Here is an 18,255-nt window from a genome sequence, read left to right as displayed (position 1 = left end):
CTGAGTGTTTCACGTGAAACACTCGGGCGGTTTTGCGAAACGTGTTTCGCAAAACACGCCAGAAGAAAACGGGAGGAAGGAAGGGGAGAGAGAAAAAACGAGCTTCCGAGAGACGAGGAGAATCCCATGATCATGAACGAACGCGACCTGCGGCACGCGCAGGCGGTCGACATCGCGCAGAAGATGATGGTGGCGGCGCGCACGGCACCGAAGGGCAAGGGCGTCGACATCGTGGAGTGCGCCGTGGTCGACGGCGACGACGCCGAGCGCCTCGCGCAGGAGATGGAGCGCGTGTCGGAGGAGACGGGCTTCAAGTTCTTCCTGCGCGACGCGGGCAACGTGCGCGCGAGCGAGTGCGTGGTGCTCGTCGGCACGCGCGAGCAGGCGCAGGGGCTCAACTGCGGGCACTGCGGCTTCGCCACCTGCGAGGGGCGCTCGCAGGGCGTGCCGTGCGCCATCAACAGCGTGGACGTGGGGATCGCGCTCGGGTCCGCCTGCGCGACGGCGACGGACCACCGCGTCGACACGCGCGTCATGTTCTCGGCGGGCCTCGCCGCGCAGCGCCTGGGGATGCTCGGCGAGGACGTGCGCCAGGTGTACGGCATCGTGGTGAGCATCTCCTCGAAGAGCCCCTTCTTCGACCGCAAGTAGCTGGCCGTCCGCGAGGCGCTGCGTGCATGTCGCCCGCGCACCTCGCTCGCTGGCGCACCTCGCCCGCGCCCGCCCTTCGCCCACGCTCGCCGCACTTCCTCACTCCCTCATCCGCCCGCCCTGCGCCCGCGCCTCTCACCAGGCGCGGGGCGGGCGCTTCCGCTTCCGCTCCGCCCGCTGCCCGCCACCCGTGTGCGAGGCGCCGCATACCCGTGTGCCGTTTGCGGATGCTCTCGAAAACTTCGCTATTCTCGGTGGAATTGCGCTGGTCAGGCTTTTATAATGGGCAATCATTCTGATTCGCGCGCATCCGCGTATCGGCACGCTCGCGAGCCGGCGAGCCAGCGCAAGCGCAGGCGCATCGGCGCTGCGGGACGTGCCGCATCGCGCGCGAAGGGGGAGAGAGTCAACGCGTCTGAATGAGAGAAGGAGCACACAGACATGGCCTACTACTACGATGAGCCATCGCGCACGTTCAACGAGTATCTGCTGGTTCCCGGGCACACGCCCTCCAGCTGCGTGCCGACTGCCGTCAGCCTCAAAACGCCTTTGGTGAAGTACCGCAAGGGCGAAGAGGAATGCCCCATGTCGCTCAACATCCCCATGGTGTCGGCCATCATGGCGGCGGTGTCCGACGACCGCATGGCCGTGGCGCTGGCAACCGAGGGCGGCCTGTCGTTCATCTACGGCAACCAGTCCATCGAGGACGAGGCGGCCATGGTCAAGCGCGTGAAGGACTACAAGGCCGGCTTCGTCACCTCCGACGCCAACCTCTCGCCCGACATGACGCTCGCCGAGGTGGTCGAGCTGCGCGACCTCTACGGCCACTCCACCATGCCCGTGACCGATGACGGCACGGCGCACGGCAAGCTCCTCGGCATCGTGACCGAGCGCGACTACCGCCTGAGCCGCATGAGCCTCGACGAGAAGGTGGTCGACTTCATGACCCCGCGCGAGAAGCTCATCGTGGCGCCGGCGGACACCACGCTGAAGGTGGCCAACGACATCATCTGGGACCACAAGCTGAACTCCCTGCCCATCGTGGACGACGCCGACCACCTGGTGGCGCTCGTGTTCCGCAAGGACTACGACTCCCACAAGTCCAACCCCAACGAGATGCTCGACTCCCACAAGCGCTACATGGTGGGCGCGGGCATCAACTCGCGCGACTACGCCGAGCGCATCCCGGCGCTCGTGGAGGCCGGCGTCGACGTGGTGTGCATCGACAGCTCCGAGGGCTACTCCGACTGGCAGAAGATGACCATCGAGTGGGTGCGCGAGCACTACGGCGACGACCTCAAGATCGGCGCGGGCAACGTGGTGGACGCCGAGGGCTTCCGCTTCCTCGCCGAGGCGGGCGCCGACTTCATCAAGATCGGCATCGGCGGCGGCTCCATCTGCATCACGCGCGAGACGAAGGGCATCGGCCGCGGCCAGGCCACGGCGGTCATCGAGGTGGCGAAGGCGCGCGACGAGTACTTCAAGGAGACGGGCGTCTACGTGCCCATCTGCTCCGACGGCGGCATCGTGTACGACCACCACATCTCGCTGGCGCTGGCCATGGGCTCCGACTTCGTGATGCTCGGCCGCTACTTCGCCCGCTTCGACGAGAGCCCGTCGAACAAGGTGATGATCAACGGCACCTACATGAAGGAGTACTGGGGCGAGGGCTCGGCGCGCGCCCGCAACTGGGGCCGCTACGACCTCGGCGGCAAGAAGTCGCTGGCCTTCGAGGAGGGCGTGGACTCGTACGTGCCCTACGCCGGCCCGCTGAAGGACAACGTGGCGCTCACGCTGTACAAGGTGCGCGCGACCATGTGCAACTGCGGCGCGCTCACCATCCCCGAGCTGCAGGAGAAGGCCAAGCTCACCGTGGTGTCCTCCACCTCCATCGTCGAGGGCGGCGCGCACGACGTGGTGCTGAAGGACAAGAACACCTACGCGAGCAACGTCTCCATCCGATAGATAGAAGAAAGAGCGAAGAAAAGAGCGAGGGGCCCCGCCACCTGCGCGAGCTTGCAGCAGATGGCGGGGCCCTTTTGCGCTTCCGCGCTGTTTGCGCGACCTACTGCACTTTGACGAGGGAGAACACCTCGACGTCGGTGGCGGTGGCGATGGTCTCGCGCGGGTTGAGGAACGCGAGCTCCATCAGAAAGCCCATCCCCGCGAGCTGGGCGCCGAAGCGCTCGATGAGGCGCACCTGAGCGTTGGCGGTGCCGCCCGTGGCCACGAGGTCGTCCACGATGAGCACCACGTCGTCGGCGGTCAGCGCGTCGGTGTGGATGTGCAGCTCGTCGGTGCCGTACTCCAGCTCGAACGCCTCGCAGAGCGACTCGCGCGGCAGCTTGCCCGGCTTGCGCGCGGGTACGAACCCGGCCCCCAGCGCACGGGCCACGGGCGCGCCCACCATGAAGCCGCGCGCCTCGGCGCACACCACCTTGGTGATGCCGCGGTCGGCGAAATGTCCGGCGATCGCGTCGACGACGGCAGCGAACCCCTCCGCGTCGGCCAGAAGCGGCGTGATGTCCTTGAACACGACGCCCGGCTCGGGGTGGTCGGGGATGCTGATGATGAGGCTCTCGAAGTCGAAGTCGGCTGTGGAGGCCGCGGAGGCGGTGGTTTCAGGGGCGGTGGCCGCGGGGGCGGCTGCGGTGGTGGTCATGGGGTGGTTCTACCTTTCCTGTCTTCAAGCGGTCGGCGCCTGACGAGGGCGCGGACGCGCGGTTTCCCTGTGCTTTGCGAAGGAACGCGCGGGCGGGCGCCGGCCGCTGCCAGGCGCCTGATGACGCGCCCTTCGCACGTTTCCTCAGAAGCTCGTCTCCTCGCACTCCTTGATGGCGCTCGTGATGAGCGCGCGCAGCTCGTCGATGCCGTCGCCCTTCTCCGACGACGTCACCACCATCGGCGTGCCCTTCGGCAGGTCGAGCGCCTTCTTGATGGCGGCGCGCTGCTTCATCTGCTGCTGGCGGGAGAGCTTGTCGGCTTTGGTGAGCACGACGGCGAACGGCAGCTCGGCGGACTTCAGGAACTCCACCATGTTGCGGTCGAGCGCGCTGGGATCGTGGCGGATGTCGATGAGCGAGGCCACGAGCGCGAAGGCGCGGTCCTGGTTGAAGTAGCCCTCGATCAGCTCCGACCAGCGGTGGATCTCGGACTTCGCCACCTTCGCGTAGCCGTATCCGGGCAGGTCCACGAAGTCGTAGCCGTCCACGTCGTAGAAGTTGATGGTGGCCGTCTTGCCGGGCGTCTGCGACACCTTCGCCAGGTTCTTGCGGTACATCAGCTTGTTGAGCAGCGACGACTTGCCCACGTTCGAGCGCCCCGCGAACGACACCTCGGGCCGTGCCGAGGCGGGCAGCTGGGCGGAGGTTCCGTAGGCGGCTTTGAAGCTGGCGACGTGGAAGTTCATGGCGTTTCCTTACCTGCGGTTTCGAGACGGTTCGCTTATGGTAACCGATGGGAAAACCAATGTCACGACCAGGGGGTCTGCAGATTTGCGGGAGTATCGTGGAACAGGAGTATGAGCATGCTTTAATGAGGGCGACGCGATAGGGCACGACATGAGACGCGCGAGGGGCCGCGAGATTGCGAAGGGCCGCGAGCGTGACGCGAAGAGCGCGAGGGAGCGCGAAGGGCCGTGAGCACGACGCGAAGAACGCGAAGGATCGCAGGGGAACGACATGAGACGCGCGAAGGGGCGCAGGAAAGCGAGGCGATTATGACCGCATCGAAGATCAAGGCAGACAACGGCGCGTTTGACGAGGACGGCGCGCTGCACATATCGGGTCTCGACGTGATCGAGTCGACCACGCGCAGCGACTGGCCGGGCGTGACGTTCAAGGGCGCGCCTGAGCCGGAAGACAGCATGCCGCGGGCGCACGTGACGTGCCCGAAGTGCGCGAGCACGTGCCCGGCTGACGCGGAGGTCTGCTGGAACTGCGGCGCCAAGCTGTAAGGCCGCGCTCGCCAGGCGCGCCTGCGCTCGGCGTCCGCCAGGTACCCGCTAATCGCAGGCATTCGCTAGTACTTCTGGGCGATCTGCAGCGCCTTGCGGTAGCTCTCGTAGTCCTCGGGACAATGGGCGTCCGAGGCGATGTAGTCCACCAGGTTGTTCTTGAGGAGCTCGAGGGCTGTCTTGCGCCGCTGGCTGCGCCATCCGCCTTCCACGAAGTTGCCGGACAGCTGCAGAAGGCAGCCCATCTCCTTCATCTCGTAGGCGATCTCGATGTTGCGCTGGACGGGTCGGTAGCGCTCCGGATGCGCGATGATCAGCTGGATGCCGGCTCCTTGCAGCTCGTAGACGATGCGCTGCCAGCTTGCCGGAAGCGAGCCGCAGGAGAACTCGAGCAGCATGAGGTTGGTGTTCTCGAAGCACAGGGCGGAGGCGGTGTCTAGGCCGAGCTCGGCGAGCTTCTCCCAGTACACCTCGAATCCCAGGTCAAGCTGGATTCCCATCTGCTCTGCTTGGGCATAGAGCGCCTCGAAGTGGTCCACGATGCGCTCGTAGTTGAACTTCGAGGAGCGGCAGTGCGGCGTGCAGACGATGCGGTCGATGCCCGAGGCGCGGGCCTCCTTGAGCATGGCGACGGACTCGCGCATGTCGCGCGAGCCGTCGTCTACGTCAGGGATGATATGGCAGTGAACGTCAAACATGGCAGGCCTGTCCGTAAGTCCATCCGCTCAGCCCGCTAGATGCGCCTGCTCTTGTGGCGCGGCTGCTTCCCGTCAGGGGCGGCGGGCTTGAAGGCGCCCGGCGTGAACGGGTTGCCGCCCGAGGGCGCGCTTCCCCTGCCTGCGTAGCCGTAGGAGCCCGCTCCGATGCCGGCGTTTGCCCGCGGGTTGTTGGATCGCGGGTTGTTGTTCTGCGGCCGTCCGTTGCCGCCGCCGACGCGCCCGACGTTGCCGGCATTGCGCACCTCGCGAGCCTCACGCGCCTCGCGTTGCTCGGCGGCACGCTGCTCGCGGGCGCGCTCACGGCGCTCGCGAGCCTCGCGGCCCTCGTGGGTGGTCTCAACGCCCGCGCGACGCGCCCAGGCGTCGATGTCGTCATCAATCAGGTCATGCGTGGCCTTGAGGGCAGAAGCCTTGGAGTCGTTCTTCTTGACGCGCTCGCCCTGCTCGTTGTAGTAGGCGTAGTAGTAATCCGAGTTGGTCTCGCTCGTGAACGTCATGACGGCGCCGAGGATGCGCGCGTTCGCCGCCTGCAGCTGCTGGATGGAGTTCGCGATGGCCGTCCTCTTCGCACGACGCTCGCGCACGACCAGGATGGTGCCGTCAACCAGGTTGCTGATGAGCGCCGCGTCAACGAACGCGCCGAGCGGGGGAGCGTCGAAGATGACGAAGTCGTAGGTCTCGCGCAGCTTGTCCACCAGCGCGGAGAAGCGCTTCGTGGACAGCAGGTCCGGAGGGCTGGGGATGTTGGGCTCGGCGTCCATGAAGTACAGGTTGTCGTACTTCGTGGGGACGATCACGTCATCCAGCTGGGCGTCGCCCGACAGCACGGCGTAGATGCCGTTGCGCGGATGCAGGTCGAGCATGGAGGCGAGGCAGCGCCGCCTCATGTCGGTCTCGACGATGAGCACCTTGTGGCCCGCCGAGGCGATGGCCAGGGCGAGGTTCGAGGAGACGGTGGTCTTTCCCTCGTCAGGCGTCGACGAGGTGATCACGAGGGTCTTCACGCGCTCGTCAACCGAGGCAAAGCGGATGTTGGCCAAAAGCGTCTGCGAGGCGTTGCGCAGCCCCGATATCTCGAACTGGCCGAGCTTCTTGTGATTCTTCTTGCCCATTTACTTCCCCTTCTTCACGGTGGGCATGTTGCCGAGCACGGGCAAGCCGAACAGCTCTTCCATTTCCTCGTCGGACTTGACGGTGGTGTCAAGCAGGTCGAGGAGCACGATAAGCGCGATGGCGACGAACAGGCCGGCCAGGAAGGCGACGGCGGTGTACATGATGCGATTGGGGCCCGAGGGCGTCAGGGGGACTTGCGCCTGGTCGACGATGTTGACGGCGCGCACGTCCATGACCTCCACGGCAGCGGTGGACACCTGCTTGGCCAGCTCGTCGGCTACGAGCGCTGCGGACTCGGGCTTCTTGCCCGTGACGCTCAGCGTGATGACGCGGTTGGTGGTAGCCGAGCTCACCTCGACCTCGAAGTCGTCGAGGTCCTCCATGCCCAGAGCTTTGGCGGTCGCCTCAGTCACGCGATTGGTCTCGGCCAGCACGGCGATGTCGTTTGCAAGCTGCTGGCTGGCGGTCATGTCGGAAGAGGAGACGCCGCTCGAGGTTTCACCAGCTTCGTTCTTCGCCAAAACGTACAGCGACACGTCCGATGTGTAGTCATTCGACATGAACCCCCAGCAGTATCCGGCCGCCAATCCGGCGAACACGAGGGGGAAAATCACCACAAGATACCATTTCTTGCGTAAAAGCTGCAGTAGCTCAAGCAGGGTCATAAACGTCTCTCCTCATTCCTAGTCAACTTGCAGTCTTTAGTCAACTTGCGTGTAGTATACGTCGAGCACGGTCTGGTACACAGCGTCCTTGTCAAGGATGAACTCGGCGTATTTCTCGCCCTGGGTCATCTCGCCCTGGAGCGACACGACTTCGAGCTCGGTGATGCCGTTTGACACCAAACAGCTTGCGAGATAGCTGAACTCGCTGGCCCCCAAGTTGGTGGTTGAGTAGGCCGCGGCCGTGTTGAACAGGTCGAGCAGCACTCCCACGTCGCCCTTTGCTGCCGTGAGCGCCTGCGAGGCGTACGCCTCCAAGAACTGGACTTGGCGTGCCTGGCGGTCAAGCGACGAGTTGAGGTTCGAGTGGTCGCGCCACATGATGTACTTCAGGGCGTTGTCGCCGAAGAGCACGGTGGGCACGTCCTTCTCGATGCTCGTGTCGGGAATCGACTGCAGGGGGGTGAGCGCTACGCCGCCGATCGCGTCGGCCATGACGCTCACGCCGCTCATGTCGAGCGCGTAATAGTAGGAGATGGGCATGTTGTACAGCACGCGCTGCACGATGGCGGTGGTGTACTCGCAGCTGGTGACGTCGTTGTTGCCGTAGCTGTACGCAAGGCACACCTGCATGGTATCCATGCCGAGGAACGCCTCGCCCACGTACTCGCCCACCTCGACCATGCTGTCGCGAGGAACGCCGATGGCGGTTGTCTTGCCGGTTGCGGTGTCAAGCGCCAGCACCATGATGACGTCGGCCTGTCCCGCGTGTCCCGTCTGGTCAGACTGGCGACGGTCGTATCCGATGACGCAGATGGAGACCATGTTCTCGTTGAGCTTGTAGGTATGGCCGTTGCGCTCGATGGTCTTGCCCTCGTCATACGTCACGGCGTTGTCCGCCGTCTGGATGTCGGTCGCCTGCTGGCGGAGGTTCTTCTCGCCGGACTTCATCAGGCTCCACGCGCCGAAGGCGCTGGCGCCGACGAGCGCGACGACCACGGCCACCACGATGAGGGCGATGCGCAGGTGCTTGTTGCGGCGCGCATGGCGCTTCTTCCGCTTGCGAATGAGCACCTCCTCCTGCAGGGGGCTTGAGGAGGTGCCTGCAGCTGCGGATAAGGCAGAAGCCTTCTGGGCGCGCGAGGCAGCGGCTGCGCTTCGGGACCCTTGAGGCACCTGAGAGCCCTGAGGTGCTCGGGTGTCCTGGCGCCCCTGAGGCGCCCCGTGGGGAGCGCTAGAAGGTTGCTTGGTCATCAGTCAACACCCCGCTCACGATGTACCGGCGATTTGAGGACGACGACCCGCTAACGCAGGTGCTCAATTGCACGATCTTGTCCGTTGAGGCGTCCAGCTTCACGTCAGGCCGCACGTTGCAAATGAGCGCGTCGGGATTGGCTACGTAGTCGAAGTAGCTTTGGGTGACGGCAGGGTCTGAGAAATTGAACGAGTTCAAGATATGGCGGTCGTCGTACTGGTATGCGGAGATGATGCGATACGTCAGGATGTGTCCCGGCGTGTAGAGGTACATGAGTTCGTTCTCGTTGAAGAAGTCGGCGTTCTCGAAGTAGTGAAGCTGCGTGAACATGGTGTTGTTCAGCAGGTTGTGCCCGTACAGCAGCGTTACGGGGTCGGAGAAGTCCGTTGCGTTCAGCGACTGCGAGTAGATGGCCCCCTCGACGGCGTAGTCACCGTTGACGTTGTGGTCGAGGTAGAAGTTGTCATCGGTAAGATGCTGCAGGACGGGCAGGTTGATGTTGGTGTTGGGAATGTAGATCCATGCGTAGATGTCAGGGTTCTCGACTTTAAGGGACGCGAAGTCGATCGGGTTCTCCATGCGGTCGTCAGTCGAGGTAGTTTGCGCAGGGGTCTCAGGTACGGGCTGCGCGTTGATCTCCTGCGCGGAACGGTCCAGCTCGGACTTCTGCCACGCCATATAGCCTACGCACGCGAGGACGCCGACAATGAGCACCACGAGCACCACGGCGAGAACGGTTATCGAGCGTTTCTTGCCAAGGGCAGGCCCCTTCTTCATGTGGCGCGGAGAGAAGTCATCTGACGTCGCAACCTTGCCCGGCTTGCCCGCGGGACTTTTCGCTCCGACGTTCCTCATGTTGTCGTTTTGGGTCATGTATGCGTGCGCTTCCTTGTTATGTGATCGGCAGATCTGTTCAATGCTCCCTCTGATGAACGAAGGACTCCCCAAGCGGGGTTGCGGGGGTCCTTCGTTCATCAGGCTCGGCTGAGACCCGTAGATCGTGAGAAAAGAAGGGACCTGTTGTTCGCAGGTCCCTTCTTGGGTCTACCAGACATCTCGGCTCAAGCCAGAGACGTGATGCAGATGGTAGCAGATGCGCTACTCGGTGACCTTCTTGCGGAGGGCCACAGCGACGCAGCCAGCGGCAGCCGTCATGACAATGGCAGCGCCCGCAGTGCCTGTGAAGTCAACGCCAGTCTGCGGAGCCTTGTCAGCAGAAGCAGCACTGCCAGTGGTGGCGCTGCCAGTGGCAGTGCCCGCAGGAGTCTGGCCTTCTGCAATGGCGATGGTCACCCAAGAGAGGCCGTCCATCGTGAAGGAGACGGTGCCGTCAGCGGCAACCTTGACCTCCTTGTAATCGGTGCTAGTGGCATTGTTGATGTCGTTGCCGTGCTGGATGTAAACGCGAGCAATCATGTTGGCGTACTGCTTGCCAACGCTGACGGTGACGTTCAGATCGGAGACGTCAGCGTTGCCCACAGCCGTGATCTCAAAGGTGGTGACCAGGGCGTCCTTGACAGCGCCCTCCTTATAGTTCGACGCCGTCGTGCCAGCCTGCTCCGGGGTAACTTTAACCTCGCCGCCCTTGCAGCTCACGTTGACCGACGTCTGTGTGCCGTCGGTGCTGTTCACCGTACCGGAGTTGTACGGGCTGGGTGCCGCCCATGCCAGCGTCGGCAGAGCCAACATCAGCATGGCGGCACACAAGACAGATGTTATCTTCTTCTTCATGGGTACCTCGCTTACTTGAGCCGATAACTGTGCTTTTAATACAAGCGTATCCATTATAGAGCGAAAGCAAAGGGGCAGGCGGTTCGTTCGTTGCAGAAAAGGCGTCAGTTACGCATCGTTTTCCCTGCTGAGCTGCTTGCGAGAGGAGATCGGGCGAACTCTTTCGGGTGCTTCCGGACGCTCTCGGGCATGCGAGGCGGACGCTCTCGGACGCTTTCGGGCACGCGGGAGGGCCCTCCCATATTGCCTCAAAGCACGATGCGCCAGAGCCTGTTTCATGCTCTCGCGTGCCTGTCTGTATCGAAAGACTTCATTAGTGTAACAAACGATTATGGGCGAAAATTCTCCCCCTGCTATACTTTTTTCTGCAACTATCCGCTGCTCGCGCAAGTCTGCGCGAAGCTTCGGCTCAGGGGCTTTTGCGTTGGCCGTATGAGCAGGTTGGGCTGTCGTTTCGTGGCTGGATTCGAGAACCACGGGAGCGACAGCTTTTTTACGGGCGGTGGTTGCGAGTGGACATGAGAGCGGAGCGACGCCGCGTGCGCGCATCGTTCGGTGAATAGCGTTATTGCAATGGCGAGGCCCAGCGAGGCCAAAGCTTTGTCATGTCTTCCTGCAAGACCGCCTTGGGCGGCATGCGCAGCATGCGCGTTTTCGCGGCATTCGGCGTGTGGGCAGGAGCATGGCAGGCTGTGGTTTTCTGCGCTTTGAGGGCGAAGCCATGTCTGAAGAAGGACGTGCGCGTTATGTGGTACGTGGTGCAGACGTATGCTGGGCGGGAAGACGCCGTATGCGGCCTGATCAGCCAGCTGGTAAGCAACAGCTTGGTGCAGGAGTGCTTCGTTCCGCGCTACCTGACGATGGTGAGGTTCCGCGGCGAATGGCAGAGCTGCGAGAAGCCTCTGTTCCCGGGCTATCTGATCGTGGTGACCGACTGCGTGGAGCAGGTTGAGTACGAGCTGCGTCGCGTGCCGGCGTTCACGCGCCTTCTGGGCAACGACGACGCGTTCATCCCGCTGCAAGCGGACGATATCGCATGGATTAGCGCTTTCACCACGAAGAACGATCGCGTGATCGGCATGTCCGAGGGAATCATAGAGGGCGACGAGGTCGTCATTCTCAAGGGCCCGCTCATGAACCACGCCGGCTGGATCAAGAAGATCAACCGCCACAAACGGCTGGCGTATCTGGAGATCCAGATGTTCGGAAGAGCCATAACGACAAAAGTCGGCTTAGAGATTGTCAGAAAAAGAGCCTGAAAACGAGATAGCTGAAGCGGCGCTGGGTGAAGCGGCGCTGGGCCGATCGGCTTGGCGGACGGAGGTCTGCGTGGGCCTGCACATGGAGCTGGCGTCTGCGAACAGCCGCCAGCCGGTCAGGCGCGGGCCGCGCGGGTCGGTTTGCGCTTTCTCGCGCGCCGTGACTTCCGAAAAGGCCGATTTCAGGAAGTTGGGGGGCGATGGCGAGGGCGGCGCGGCCTGCGGGCGCGGTGCGGCCTGCGGGCGCGCTTCTGTCCCTGATTCGGTACATCGAGCCGCCTCGGGCGCGCCCCGCGCCCCGCGTCCGGATGGCTCGCTGGGTCAATTGACCCAGCAGACCCGACATGTCCGGCAACATGTCCGGCAGGAAGCGGGGGCCTGCTCATGAGCGTCGCCGCGCAGGTCGCGGAGGGCTGCGTCACGCCCGAGGAGCGCAGGGCCGCGGCTGAGGCCGACGCGGCCGGCAGGCACGAGCCGGGCCTGCGCGAGGGGGGCATCCCCGCCGACGTGCTTAGGAGGCTCCTGCCGGGCGATGACGTGGTCGTGCTCGAGGAGCCGCATGTCGCGGGCGGCCTGGGGTACCGAGCCGTGAAGCGCGCGTTCGACGTGTGCGCGTGCGGGCTGGCGCTCATAGTGCTCGCGCTCCCCATGGCGGCGGTGGCGCTCAGGATAAAGTCGGAGTCCCCGGGGCCCGCGATCTACGCGCAGGAGCGCGACGGCCGGGGCGGAAGGGTGTTCCGGGTGTACAAGTTCCGCTCCATGTACGCCGACGCCGAGGCGCTAGGCGCCCGCTGGGCGGCCGACGGCGACCCGCGCGTCACGCCCTTCGGCCGCTGGATGCGCGACCACCGCGTCGACGAGGTCCCGCAGTTCTGGAACGTCGTCAGGGGCGACATGTCCCTCATAGGCCCGCGCCCGGAGCGCCCCGCCTTCTGCGAGGCGTTCGAGGAGAGGATCGTGGGCTGGCGCTACCGCACGAAGGTGCGCCCGGGCCTCTCCGGCCTCGCGCAGGTGAGCGGCGGCTACGACCTGCTGCCGAGGGAGAAGGTGGTGCTCGACCTGGAGTACATCGAGAAGAGGAGCCTCGCGCTCGACCTCGGGCTCGTCCTGCGCACCCTCGGCGTCCTCGGCACGGGGAGGGGTGCGAGGTGAGCGACGCCGCGAGGCTCGCCGGCTTCCCCGGCCGCGGGAGGGTGCTGTTCAGCGCGACGCTCGTGCGAGGGCACATAGCGAAGTTCCACATCCCCTACCTCAAGTGGTTCAAGGAGCAGGGCTGGGAGACCTGGGTGGCGGCCAGAAACGACTACCCGGACGGTGTCTGCGAGATACCGTACTGCGACCGCTTCGTTAACGTGGACTTCGCGCGCAGCCCGTTCTCTAAGCAGACCTTCGTTGCCTATGGGCAATTGTGCGAGCTCTTCTCCCGAGAGCGCTTCGACCTCGTGCACGCCCATACCCCCGTGGGCGGAGTCTTGACGAGGCTCGCGGCCCGCGACGCGCGCCGAACCGGCACGAGGGTCGTCTACACCGCGCACGGCTTCCACTTCTACGACGGGGCTCCCCTGGCCAACTGGCTCCTCTGGTACCCGGTCGAGAGGCTCATGAGCCACTTCACCGACGTGCTCGTGACCATCAACCGCGAGGACCACGAGCGTGCCGAGCGCTTCGCGCGCTGCAGGGTGGAGTACGTGCCCGGGGTCGGCGTGGACCTCTCCCGGTTCGCGGCGGCGAAGCCGCGCGGGCCCAAGCGCAGTGAGCTCGGAATCGGCGATGACAACTTCGCGATCCTGTCGGTGGGCGACCTCATCCCACGCAAGAACCAGCGTGCCATAGTGGAGGCGCTTCCCTTGCTGCCAGGGGCGGTTCGCTTGGTGGTATGCGGGGAGGGCTCCGAGCGCGAGAGCCTGCTAGAGCAGGCGAGGGAGCTTGGCGTCTCGGATCGCATCTCGCTTCTGGGCTTCCGCGACGACATGGCCGGCATCATGGCCGCATGCGACTGCCTGGTGTTCCCCTCCGTTCACGAGGGGCTGCCCGTCTCGGTTATGGAGGCCATGGCGAGCGGCCTGCCCGTGGTGGCGAGCTCCATCCGCGGCGTCGACCCCGACCTGTTGGTCGACCGGGAGAACGGGCTGCTGCTGTCTGAGGCGACGCCTGAGGCCATCGCCTCCGCGGTCTCCGAGCTTATGGGAGACCCAAGTCTTGGGCCGCGCCTCGCCGAGGGCGCCCTCTCGTCCGTGCGACGCTTCGAGCTTGGCGCGGCCATCAGAGAGACCGCCCTTGTGTACGCGAGGGTCGCAAGCTGACGCCATGGGCGCGATTCGCGAATCCAAGATAACTGTGCTCATGCCCCTCGGAGGGATGGGTGGCGTGCAGCGTGTAATGTCCAATCTCGTCGCAGGCTTGTCCGCTCTCGGCTGGAGGGTCGACGTGCTCTGCGGAGACGCGTCGGAGGGTGTCGGCGGTCTGCCCTCAAGCGTCAAACTTGTGGACTTCGGGAAGGCGGGCGCGCCAACCAGGAAAACGACATCATGCGACCTTGAGCTCAGGTGGGCTTCCGGGCACAGGCAAGTGCGTCACACTCAGCCCCTAGCGCTTCTTCTTGCGCTTGGAAGATTTGGAGACAAAGGCAGCGGCTTGAGCCTTCTTCCTCCTTGTGTAGGCAGTGGCGCCCTCAACAGCATTCGGTGCACCGAAGGCCAAGAGCAGTCGTCTTCTGGTCTCCTTGAAGGTGCCGAACCCGCGGCTTTTGCGTTTGAGCTCCTTGATCTTGTCGTTGGTCGACTCTGCCCGTGCCGTGTTGATATGACTTATCGTTGCCGTTACCAGGTAGCGCTTGTACCTGGCGACGGTTTTGGCAAATCTCCTCATCTCAGGCACCTCGAGCGCGCTTGCCTTGCTAATCCAGCTGTCAAGAGCCTTCTCGCATTCGCATCTGTCGGTCCAGTGATGGTCTTGCCATATGTAGTAGAGCTGAAGTGTCAGGTAGGCCTGCCTGAGGTGAGAGTGCTTGGTATCGCAAATGGCGAGCATGCCGCATATCGTCTTCTTCTCGACCTCGATCCACGGCGCGTCTTTGTGCTCACGTCTTCTCTTTCCCCGGTTGGCCGCAAGCTTTCGGTGACGTCTCTTAATGTCGGCTCCGTTGCTCGCGCCCTTCTGCAGACGACACCGGGCATCATCCATGCAGGAAACACCAGTCTTTGCGACATGGAACCGGTCAACTCCTATGCATGCGAGCCTACGCCACTTCTTTGCTGCGTTCAGGCAGGCGTCGTGCATGTCCGAGCAGAAGAAGGCGACGTGTTTGCGCTCATCGAGTCCGAACTGCTTGAACCACTGATCCATATCATCTGCGTCTCTACCTTCAATGACATCGATCAGATATCCTGTGGCACCGTCGTAGGCGCAGGCCCAAAACGCACAAACCTGCTTTCCCGTGTCGGATTCCCGGTAGCTCATGGCGTGTATCTCGTCTATGAGCATTATGCAGGGAAGTGCTGGCTTTTTGATATGCACGCCGTTTACGACAAGGCGCACCGTGTCGTGCGAGACGTCGCGGACACATGCCACCTCGGTGATGGTTTGCCTTCTCCTCAAAAGATTGATGACGTGTTCCTCGAGCGCATCGGTGATGGCGGGGCTTACGGCAGAAGCGAAGGGGACGTCGGCGCTTTTCGTGGCCCCGCATCTTCTGCACCTGAGCCTTTTGACCTTGACAGTCAATGCGCAGGGCGTCTCGCCCACGACGTGCGCCATGCGTTTGGCATAGCTGCCGTGTCCCGTCATGGTGCGCCCGCACCCAGGGCATGCAAGATCGGGGGCATCGATAGTGACGTGGAGGTCGGTAAAGTCGGCGTTCGGACCTGCCTTGTCGACGCGGACGCTGTTCGGCAGGCCAACATCTGCTGGGCGTATCCTGCTCATGAGGCCATCACCCAGCCTTCAAATCCTAAGATGGCAAACCTGCACCACCCGGGGCAGTCTTCAATTGCACCATCATTAAAGGCACATCCGCGCGAGAAGCACTTCTCTGAGAGTGCCTCAACGCACAGTACGTCCCATGCGCTGTGTTCGTTTTGCTTGATTCTTTCAAGTGCGGCGAGTTCGACTTCATGTGCAGAAAGCACATCTCCGTCGGGCTTTACGCACTCGCTTGCGTATGCGTCGGGCAGCAGGCCCTCTGTATATGCGAGCCTTCTTTTCCTGTTGGCCTCTCTGCTGTTCACGGGAGTTCTCCAATCCTCCGATGACGCAGATGCCGCAATGGGGGTGTGGGGCGGTGTCGGCGCCCTGCGCCCTCCTTATTCCCGCTTCCGATACGCTTCGGCATCCGCGCTATCGGAAATAGTTGTCGGTAGGTTTACTCGGAAGCTCGAGACAAGCATGAAAGTTGCCGCATGAAATCGCAATACCCCAGGTCAGGGCAGGTGGGCAACACAATTCTCCATAAGAGTCGTGTTGCTGGACCCGAAACGGGGACAGAAATTGACAAAACAACACCAGATTCAGGAAGGCCACAAAACTAAATCGATGACTTCTAGAGGATTGCGGGTGGATTGAAGGGCATTATGGAAGCAGATCAAGATTGCGGAAATGTTTTACGCCAGCTTACGTTGCAAGAAATTCAGACTGAAGCATACAGGATGCTGTGCGAGTTCGACGACGTATGCGCTTCTAGCGGCTTAACGTATTCGCTTGCTTATGGAACTTTGCTAGGGGCAGTAAGACACGCTGGTTTTATTCCTTGGGATGATGATATCGATATTGTTATGACGCGACCTGAATATGACAGATTAATTACGCTGGCTCCACGGATGAATGAATGTAGATTGGTGGAGGGGGGTAATGGCTGTCTTTGGGTGAAGATTGTCAGCGAGAGGACGTCCCTGGTTGATCGGTCTATGAAAAAGTCAAATTGTGACGGTGGCGTTTTCATAGATGTTTTTCCATTGGACGGAGTTCGCTCTAGGCTTCACTACCAAGTTTGCCGTTTTTTGCGTGGTGTCAGGAATAGTGCTTACGTTATTGATTTTGAGAATTGCGAATGGGTTTCTCATAAAGGTTTGAGGCGCGTTGCTGGGATTGCCGGACGTATTATTCCTGAGCGATCATATGACAAGCTTATCTACCGATTTGCGACAGCTTGTCCGAAAAAAGGAACTCAACAGATCGCAAATATGTTTTCGGCTTATGGATATGAAAAGGAGTGCACGCCGATAAACGGTATGCGCCATCGACGATTCGTAGATTTCGAAGGACGGTCGTTTCCTGTGCTGTTTGATTCAGAACAATATTTAGAGAGAGTGTATGGCAAGAATTGGTCTGTGCCCGTTGAGCGTCCTCGACAGGATCACGGAGAATACTATTGGATAAAGCATCGGTGATTGTGTGGATAAGACAAAAACCCTCTCTTTGGGGCAAATACAGAGCGAAGAGATCAGACTCCTGAATGAGTTTGTTTCCATATGCCATCAATACGGACTGCGATACTATCTTGCGTATGGTGCTGTGCTTGGGGCTATACGCCATGACGGCCCTATTCCATGGGATGACGATATTGATTTGTATATGCCTCGTCCTGATTTTGATAGACTGATCGCTCTGACGCCCGCATCTGTTGACTGCAAGCTTCTTGATGTAAATGCACCGGATTATGCATGGTATGGCGTGGGGAAATTTGTGAGCACCAGAACGCAGTTTTCTGAACCTGATTTGGTGTGCCCTGAAGATTATGGTGTCTTCTTAGATATTTTTCCATTGGATGGCGTTCGGGCAGATAATGCAAAAAAGTTGTACGGTTTGCATCGAGTGGTAAGAAAGCTGGAAAAGATCGGATATCACTTTGATTCTAAAAACACAACTCTTTCGGGTGGAGGGTTGTTGCTTCGCAAAGTGTTTGGCGGTTTTGCCAGGCTTGCGCCGATGTCGAGATATCGCAAATTGCTTTGGAAAATAGAGCATACGGTAGATTTCAGCGAAGCCGAATACTTGGTTAATTTTTCCTCAGTTTATTCTCTTGAAAAAGAGCTTAAAGAACCAAACTGTTGCGATGGTGATTTGGTTGGTTATTCCGGGAAGGCTTACTTTACCGTAAAGAATCCCGAGGGTTATTTATGTCAGGTATATGGACAAAACTGGAGAACGCCAATAAAGAGAGAAGAGCCGTCTCATGGTAGAGCTGAATGGCGTGCCTGAAAAGGCTGTTTGTAACGAAGTTTCAAGCAAAATGGAAGATGCAGTTAGCTTATACCGTGGCAGTGGAGATAACAACGGGCCTATTCGGGTTCTCCAGGTAATTGGGTCTATGAATGGCGCGGGAGCGGAATCGATGATTATGAATCTTTATAGATCGATTGATCGCTCCCTGGTTCAGTTTGATTTTTTGGTTCATACGAAAGAGAAATGCTATTTCGATGACGAGATTCGTGACTTGGGCGGCAAAATCTATTCCATAGAAAAGCTAGATGGATTCAATATTGCCAGCTATCGTAGACAATGTATTCAATTCTTTTCGGAACATCCTGAATACCGCGTTGTTCATGGTCATATCGGAAGCAGTGCGGCTGTTTACTTGGCTATAGCAAAAAAATTTGGCTGTCACGCAATCGCACATTCTCATCTGGCTTCAGAGGGGCTTTCTCTCCATAAGATTATGTGGAGTGTCTTTTCTTATCCAACTAGATTTATCGCGGATCACATGTTTGGGTGCTCTCTAAAAGCAGGCTTGGCGAGATTCGGCAAGCGTGCTGTGGCTTCTAACAAATACACGACTTTTTCAAACGCTATCGATTTAAAGCGTTTTTCTTATTCGGATGATTGCAGAGCCGCCAAAAGAAAAGAGCTGGGGCTGCGTGAAGGGTCGATGACATTCGGCACGGTTGGCCGCATCCAAGAGCAAAAAAATCCAAAT

18 protein-coding genes and 1 pseudogene are annotated in these 18,255 nt (G+C 61.0%); 9 read left to right on the top strand and 10 right to left on the bottom strand.

Going from position 1 to position 18,255, the window contains the following annotated elements:
- Positions 1-126 precede the first annotated feature (126 nt).
- Positions 127-651, top strand: coding sequence for a ferredoxin domain-containing protein (locus tag HRL41_RS01595; protein ID WP_172135228.1), 525 nt, complete (start codon positions 127-129; stop codon positions 649-651).
- A gap of 441 nt (positions 652-1,092) precedes the next feature.
- A complete protein-coding gene (locus HRL41_RS01590; RefSeq protein ID WP_165171485.1) occupies positions 1,093-2,616 on the top strand; it encodes an IMP dehydrogenase in 1,524 nt (507 codons plus the stop codon).
- 100 nt (positions 2,617-2,716) lie between these two features.
- Here HRL41_RS01590 and HRL41_RS01585 read toward each other — a convergent pair whose 3' ends face one another.
- Positions 2,717-3,313 carry an adenine phosphoribosyltransferase gene (locus HRL41_RS01585; RefSeq protein WP_172135227.1) on the bottom strand — a complete coding sequence of 199 codons (597 nt, stop codon included), beginning with the start codon at positions 3,311-3,313 and terminating at the stop codon, positions 2,717-2,719.
- Between the two features lie 144 nt (positions 3,314-3,457).
- Positions 3,458-4,060, bottom strand: coding sequence for a ribosome biogenesis GTP-binding protein YihA/YsxC (gene yihA / locus HRL41_RS01580; RefSeq protein WP_172135226.1), 603 nt, complete (start codon positions 4,058-4,060; stop codon positions 3,458-3,460).
- 309 nt (positions 4,061-4,369) lie between these two features.
- Here yihA and HRL41_RS01575 point away from each other — a divergent pair, with 309 nt between their 5' ends.
- Positions 4,370-4,606, top strand: a complete 237-nt coding sequence (locus tag HRL41_RS01575; protein WP_172135225.1) for a hypothetical protein — start codon at positions 4,370-4,372, stop codon at positions 4,604-4,606.
- Between the two features lie 65 nt (positions 4,607-4,671).
- Here the strand turns inward: HRL41_RS01575 and HRL41_RS01570 are convergent, their stop codons facing one another.
- From HRL41_RS01570 to HRL41_RS01545, 6 genes are all read right to left on the bottom strand, one after another.
- On the bottom strand, positions 4,672-5,304 hold the full coding sequence (locus HRL41_RS01570) for a tyrosine-protein phosphatase (protein WP_172135224.1): 633 nt from the start codon (positions 5,302-5,304) through the stop codon (positions 4,672-4,674).
- 35 nt (positions 5,305-5,339) lie between these two features.
- Complete coding sequence (locus HRL41_RS01565) at positions 5,340-6,437, bottom strand: CpsD/CapB family tyrosine-protein kinase (RefSeq protein WP_172135223.1); 1,098 nt, start codon at positions 6,435-6,437, stop codon at positions 5,340-5,342.
- Positions 6,438-7,103, bottom strand: a complete 666-nt coding sequence (locus HRL41_RS01560) for a YveK family protein (protein ID WP_172135222.1) — start codon at positions 7,101-7,103, stop codon at positions 6,438-6,440.
- A gap of 36 nt (positions 7,104-7,139) precedes the next feature.
- On the bottom strand, positions 7,140-8,174 hold the full coding sequence (locus HRL41_RS01555) for an LCP family protein (RefSeq protein ID WP_172135221.1): 1,035 nt from the start codon (positions 8,172-8,174) through the stop codon (positions 7,140-7,142).
- A gap of 160 nt (positions 8,175-8,334) precedes the next feature.
- Complete coding sequence (locus HRL41_RS01550) at positions 8,335-9,228, bottom strand: class B sortase (RefSeq protein WP_253904636.1); 894 nt, start codon at positions 9,226-9,228, stop codon at positions 8,335-8,337.
- A gap of 225 nt (positions 9,229-9,453) precedes the next feature.
- The gene (locus tag HRL41_RS01545; RefSeq protein WP_172135220.1) at positions 9,454-10,086 is read right to left on the bottom strand and encodes an NPXTG-anchored protein; all 633 of its coding nucleotides are present in this window, start codon (positions 10,084-10,086) and stop codon (positions 9,454-9,456) included.
- A 746-nt stretch (positions 10,087-10,832) separates the two neighbouring features.
- Between HRL41_RS01545 and loaP the strand changes: the two genes are divergently transcribed.
- From loaP to HRL41_RS01530, 3 genes are all read left to right on the top strand, one after another.
- Positions 10,833-11,345, top strand: a complete 513-nt coding sequence (gene loaP / locus HRL41_RS01540) for an antiterminator LoaP (protein WP_172135219.1) — start codon at positions 10,833-10,835, stop codon at positions 11,343-11,345.
- A 384-nt stretch (positions 11,346-11,729) separates the two neighbouring features.
- A complete protein-coding gene (locus tag HRL41_RS01535) occupies positions 11,730-12,497 on the top strand; it encodes a sugar transferase (protein WP_172135218.1) in 768 nt (255 codons plus the stop codon).
- A complete protein-coding gene (locus tag HRL41_RS01530; protein ID WP_172135217.1) occupies positions 12,494-13,648 on the top strand; it encodes a glycosyltransferase family 4 protein in 1,155 nt (384 codons plus the stop codon). The genes HRL41_RS01535 and HRL41_RS01530 overlap by 4 nt, the downstream gene beginning before the upstream one ends.
- A gap of 283 nt (positions 13,649-13,931) precedes the next feature.
- Here the strand turns inward: HRL41_RS01530 and HRL41_RS01525 are convergent, their stop codons facing one another.
- Both HRL41_RS01525 and HRL41_RS01520 read right to left on the bottom strand, forming a co-directional pair.
- Positions 13,932-15,269: a transposase gene (locus HRL41_RS01525; protein ID WP_172135216.1), complete on the bottom strand. Its 1,338-nt coding sequence runs from the start codon at positions 15,267-15,269 to the stop codon at positions 13,932-13,934.
- On the bottom strand, positions 15,266-15,571 hold the full coding sequence (locus HRL41_RS01520) for a hypothetical protein (RefSeq protein ID WP_172135215.1): 306 nt from the start codon (positions 15,569-15,571) through the stop codon (positions 15,266-15,268). The genes HRL41_RS01525 and HRL41_RS01520 overlap by 4 nt, the downstream gene beginning before the upstream one ends.
- Before the next feature lie 342 nt (positions 15,572-15,913).
- Between HRL41_RS01520 and HRL41_RS01515 the strand changes: the two genes are divergently transcribed.
- The 3 genes and pseudogenes from HRL41_RS01515 to HRL41_RS01505 form a co-directional block, all read left to right on the top strand.
- Positions 15,914-16,729 carry a phosphorylcholine transferase LicD gene (locus HRL41_RS01515; RefSeq protein WP_172135214.1) on the top strand — a complete coding sequence of 272 codons (816 nt, stop codon included), beginning with the start codon at positions 15,914-15,916 and terminating at the stop codon, positions 16,727-16,729.
- A gap of 4 nt (positions 16,730-16,733) precedes the next feature.
- On the top strand, positions 16,734-17,540 hold the full coding sequence (locus tag HRL41_RS01510; RefSeq protein ID WP_172135213.1) for a LicD family protein: 807 nt from the start codon (positions 16,734-16,736) through the stop codon (positions 17,538-17,540).
- Positions 17,515-18,255 (top strand): annotated as a pseudogene (locus tag HRL41_RS01505) (hypothetical protein); the annotation flags it as partial. The gene HRL41_RS01510 and the pseudogene HRL41_RS01505, both read left to right, overlap by 26 nt.

The organism is Adlercreutzia sp. ZJ473 (assembly GCF_013185065.1).
Taxonomy (GTDB): Bacteria; Actinomycetota; Coriobacteriia; order Coriobacteriales; family Eggerthellaceae; genus CAAEEV01.
The sequence above is the reverse complement of the archived record's forward strand: the minus strand, read 5'-3'. Positions and strand labels throughout refer to the sequence as shown.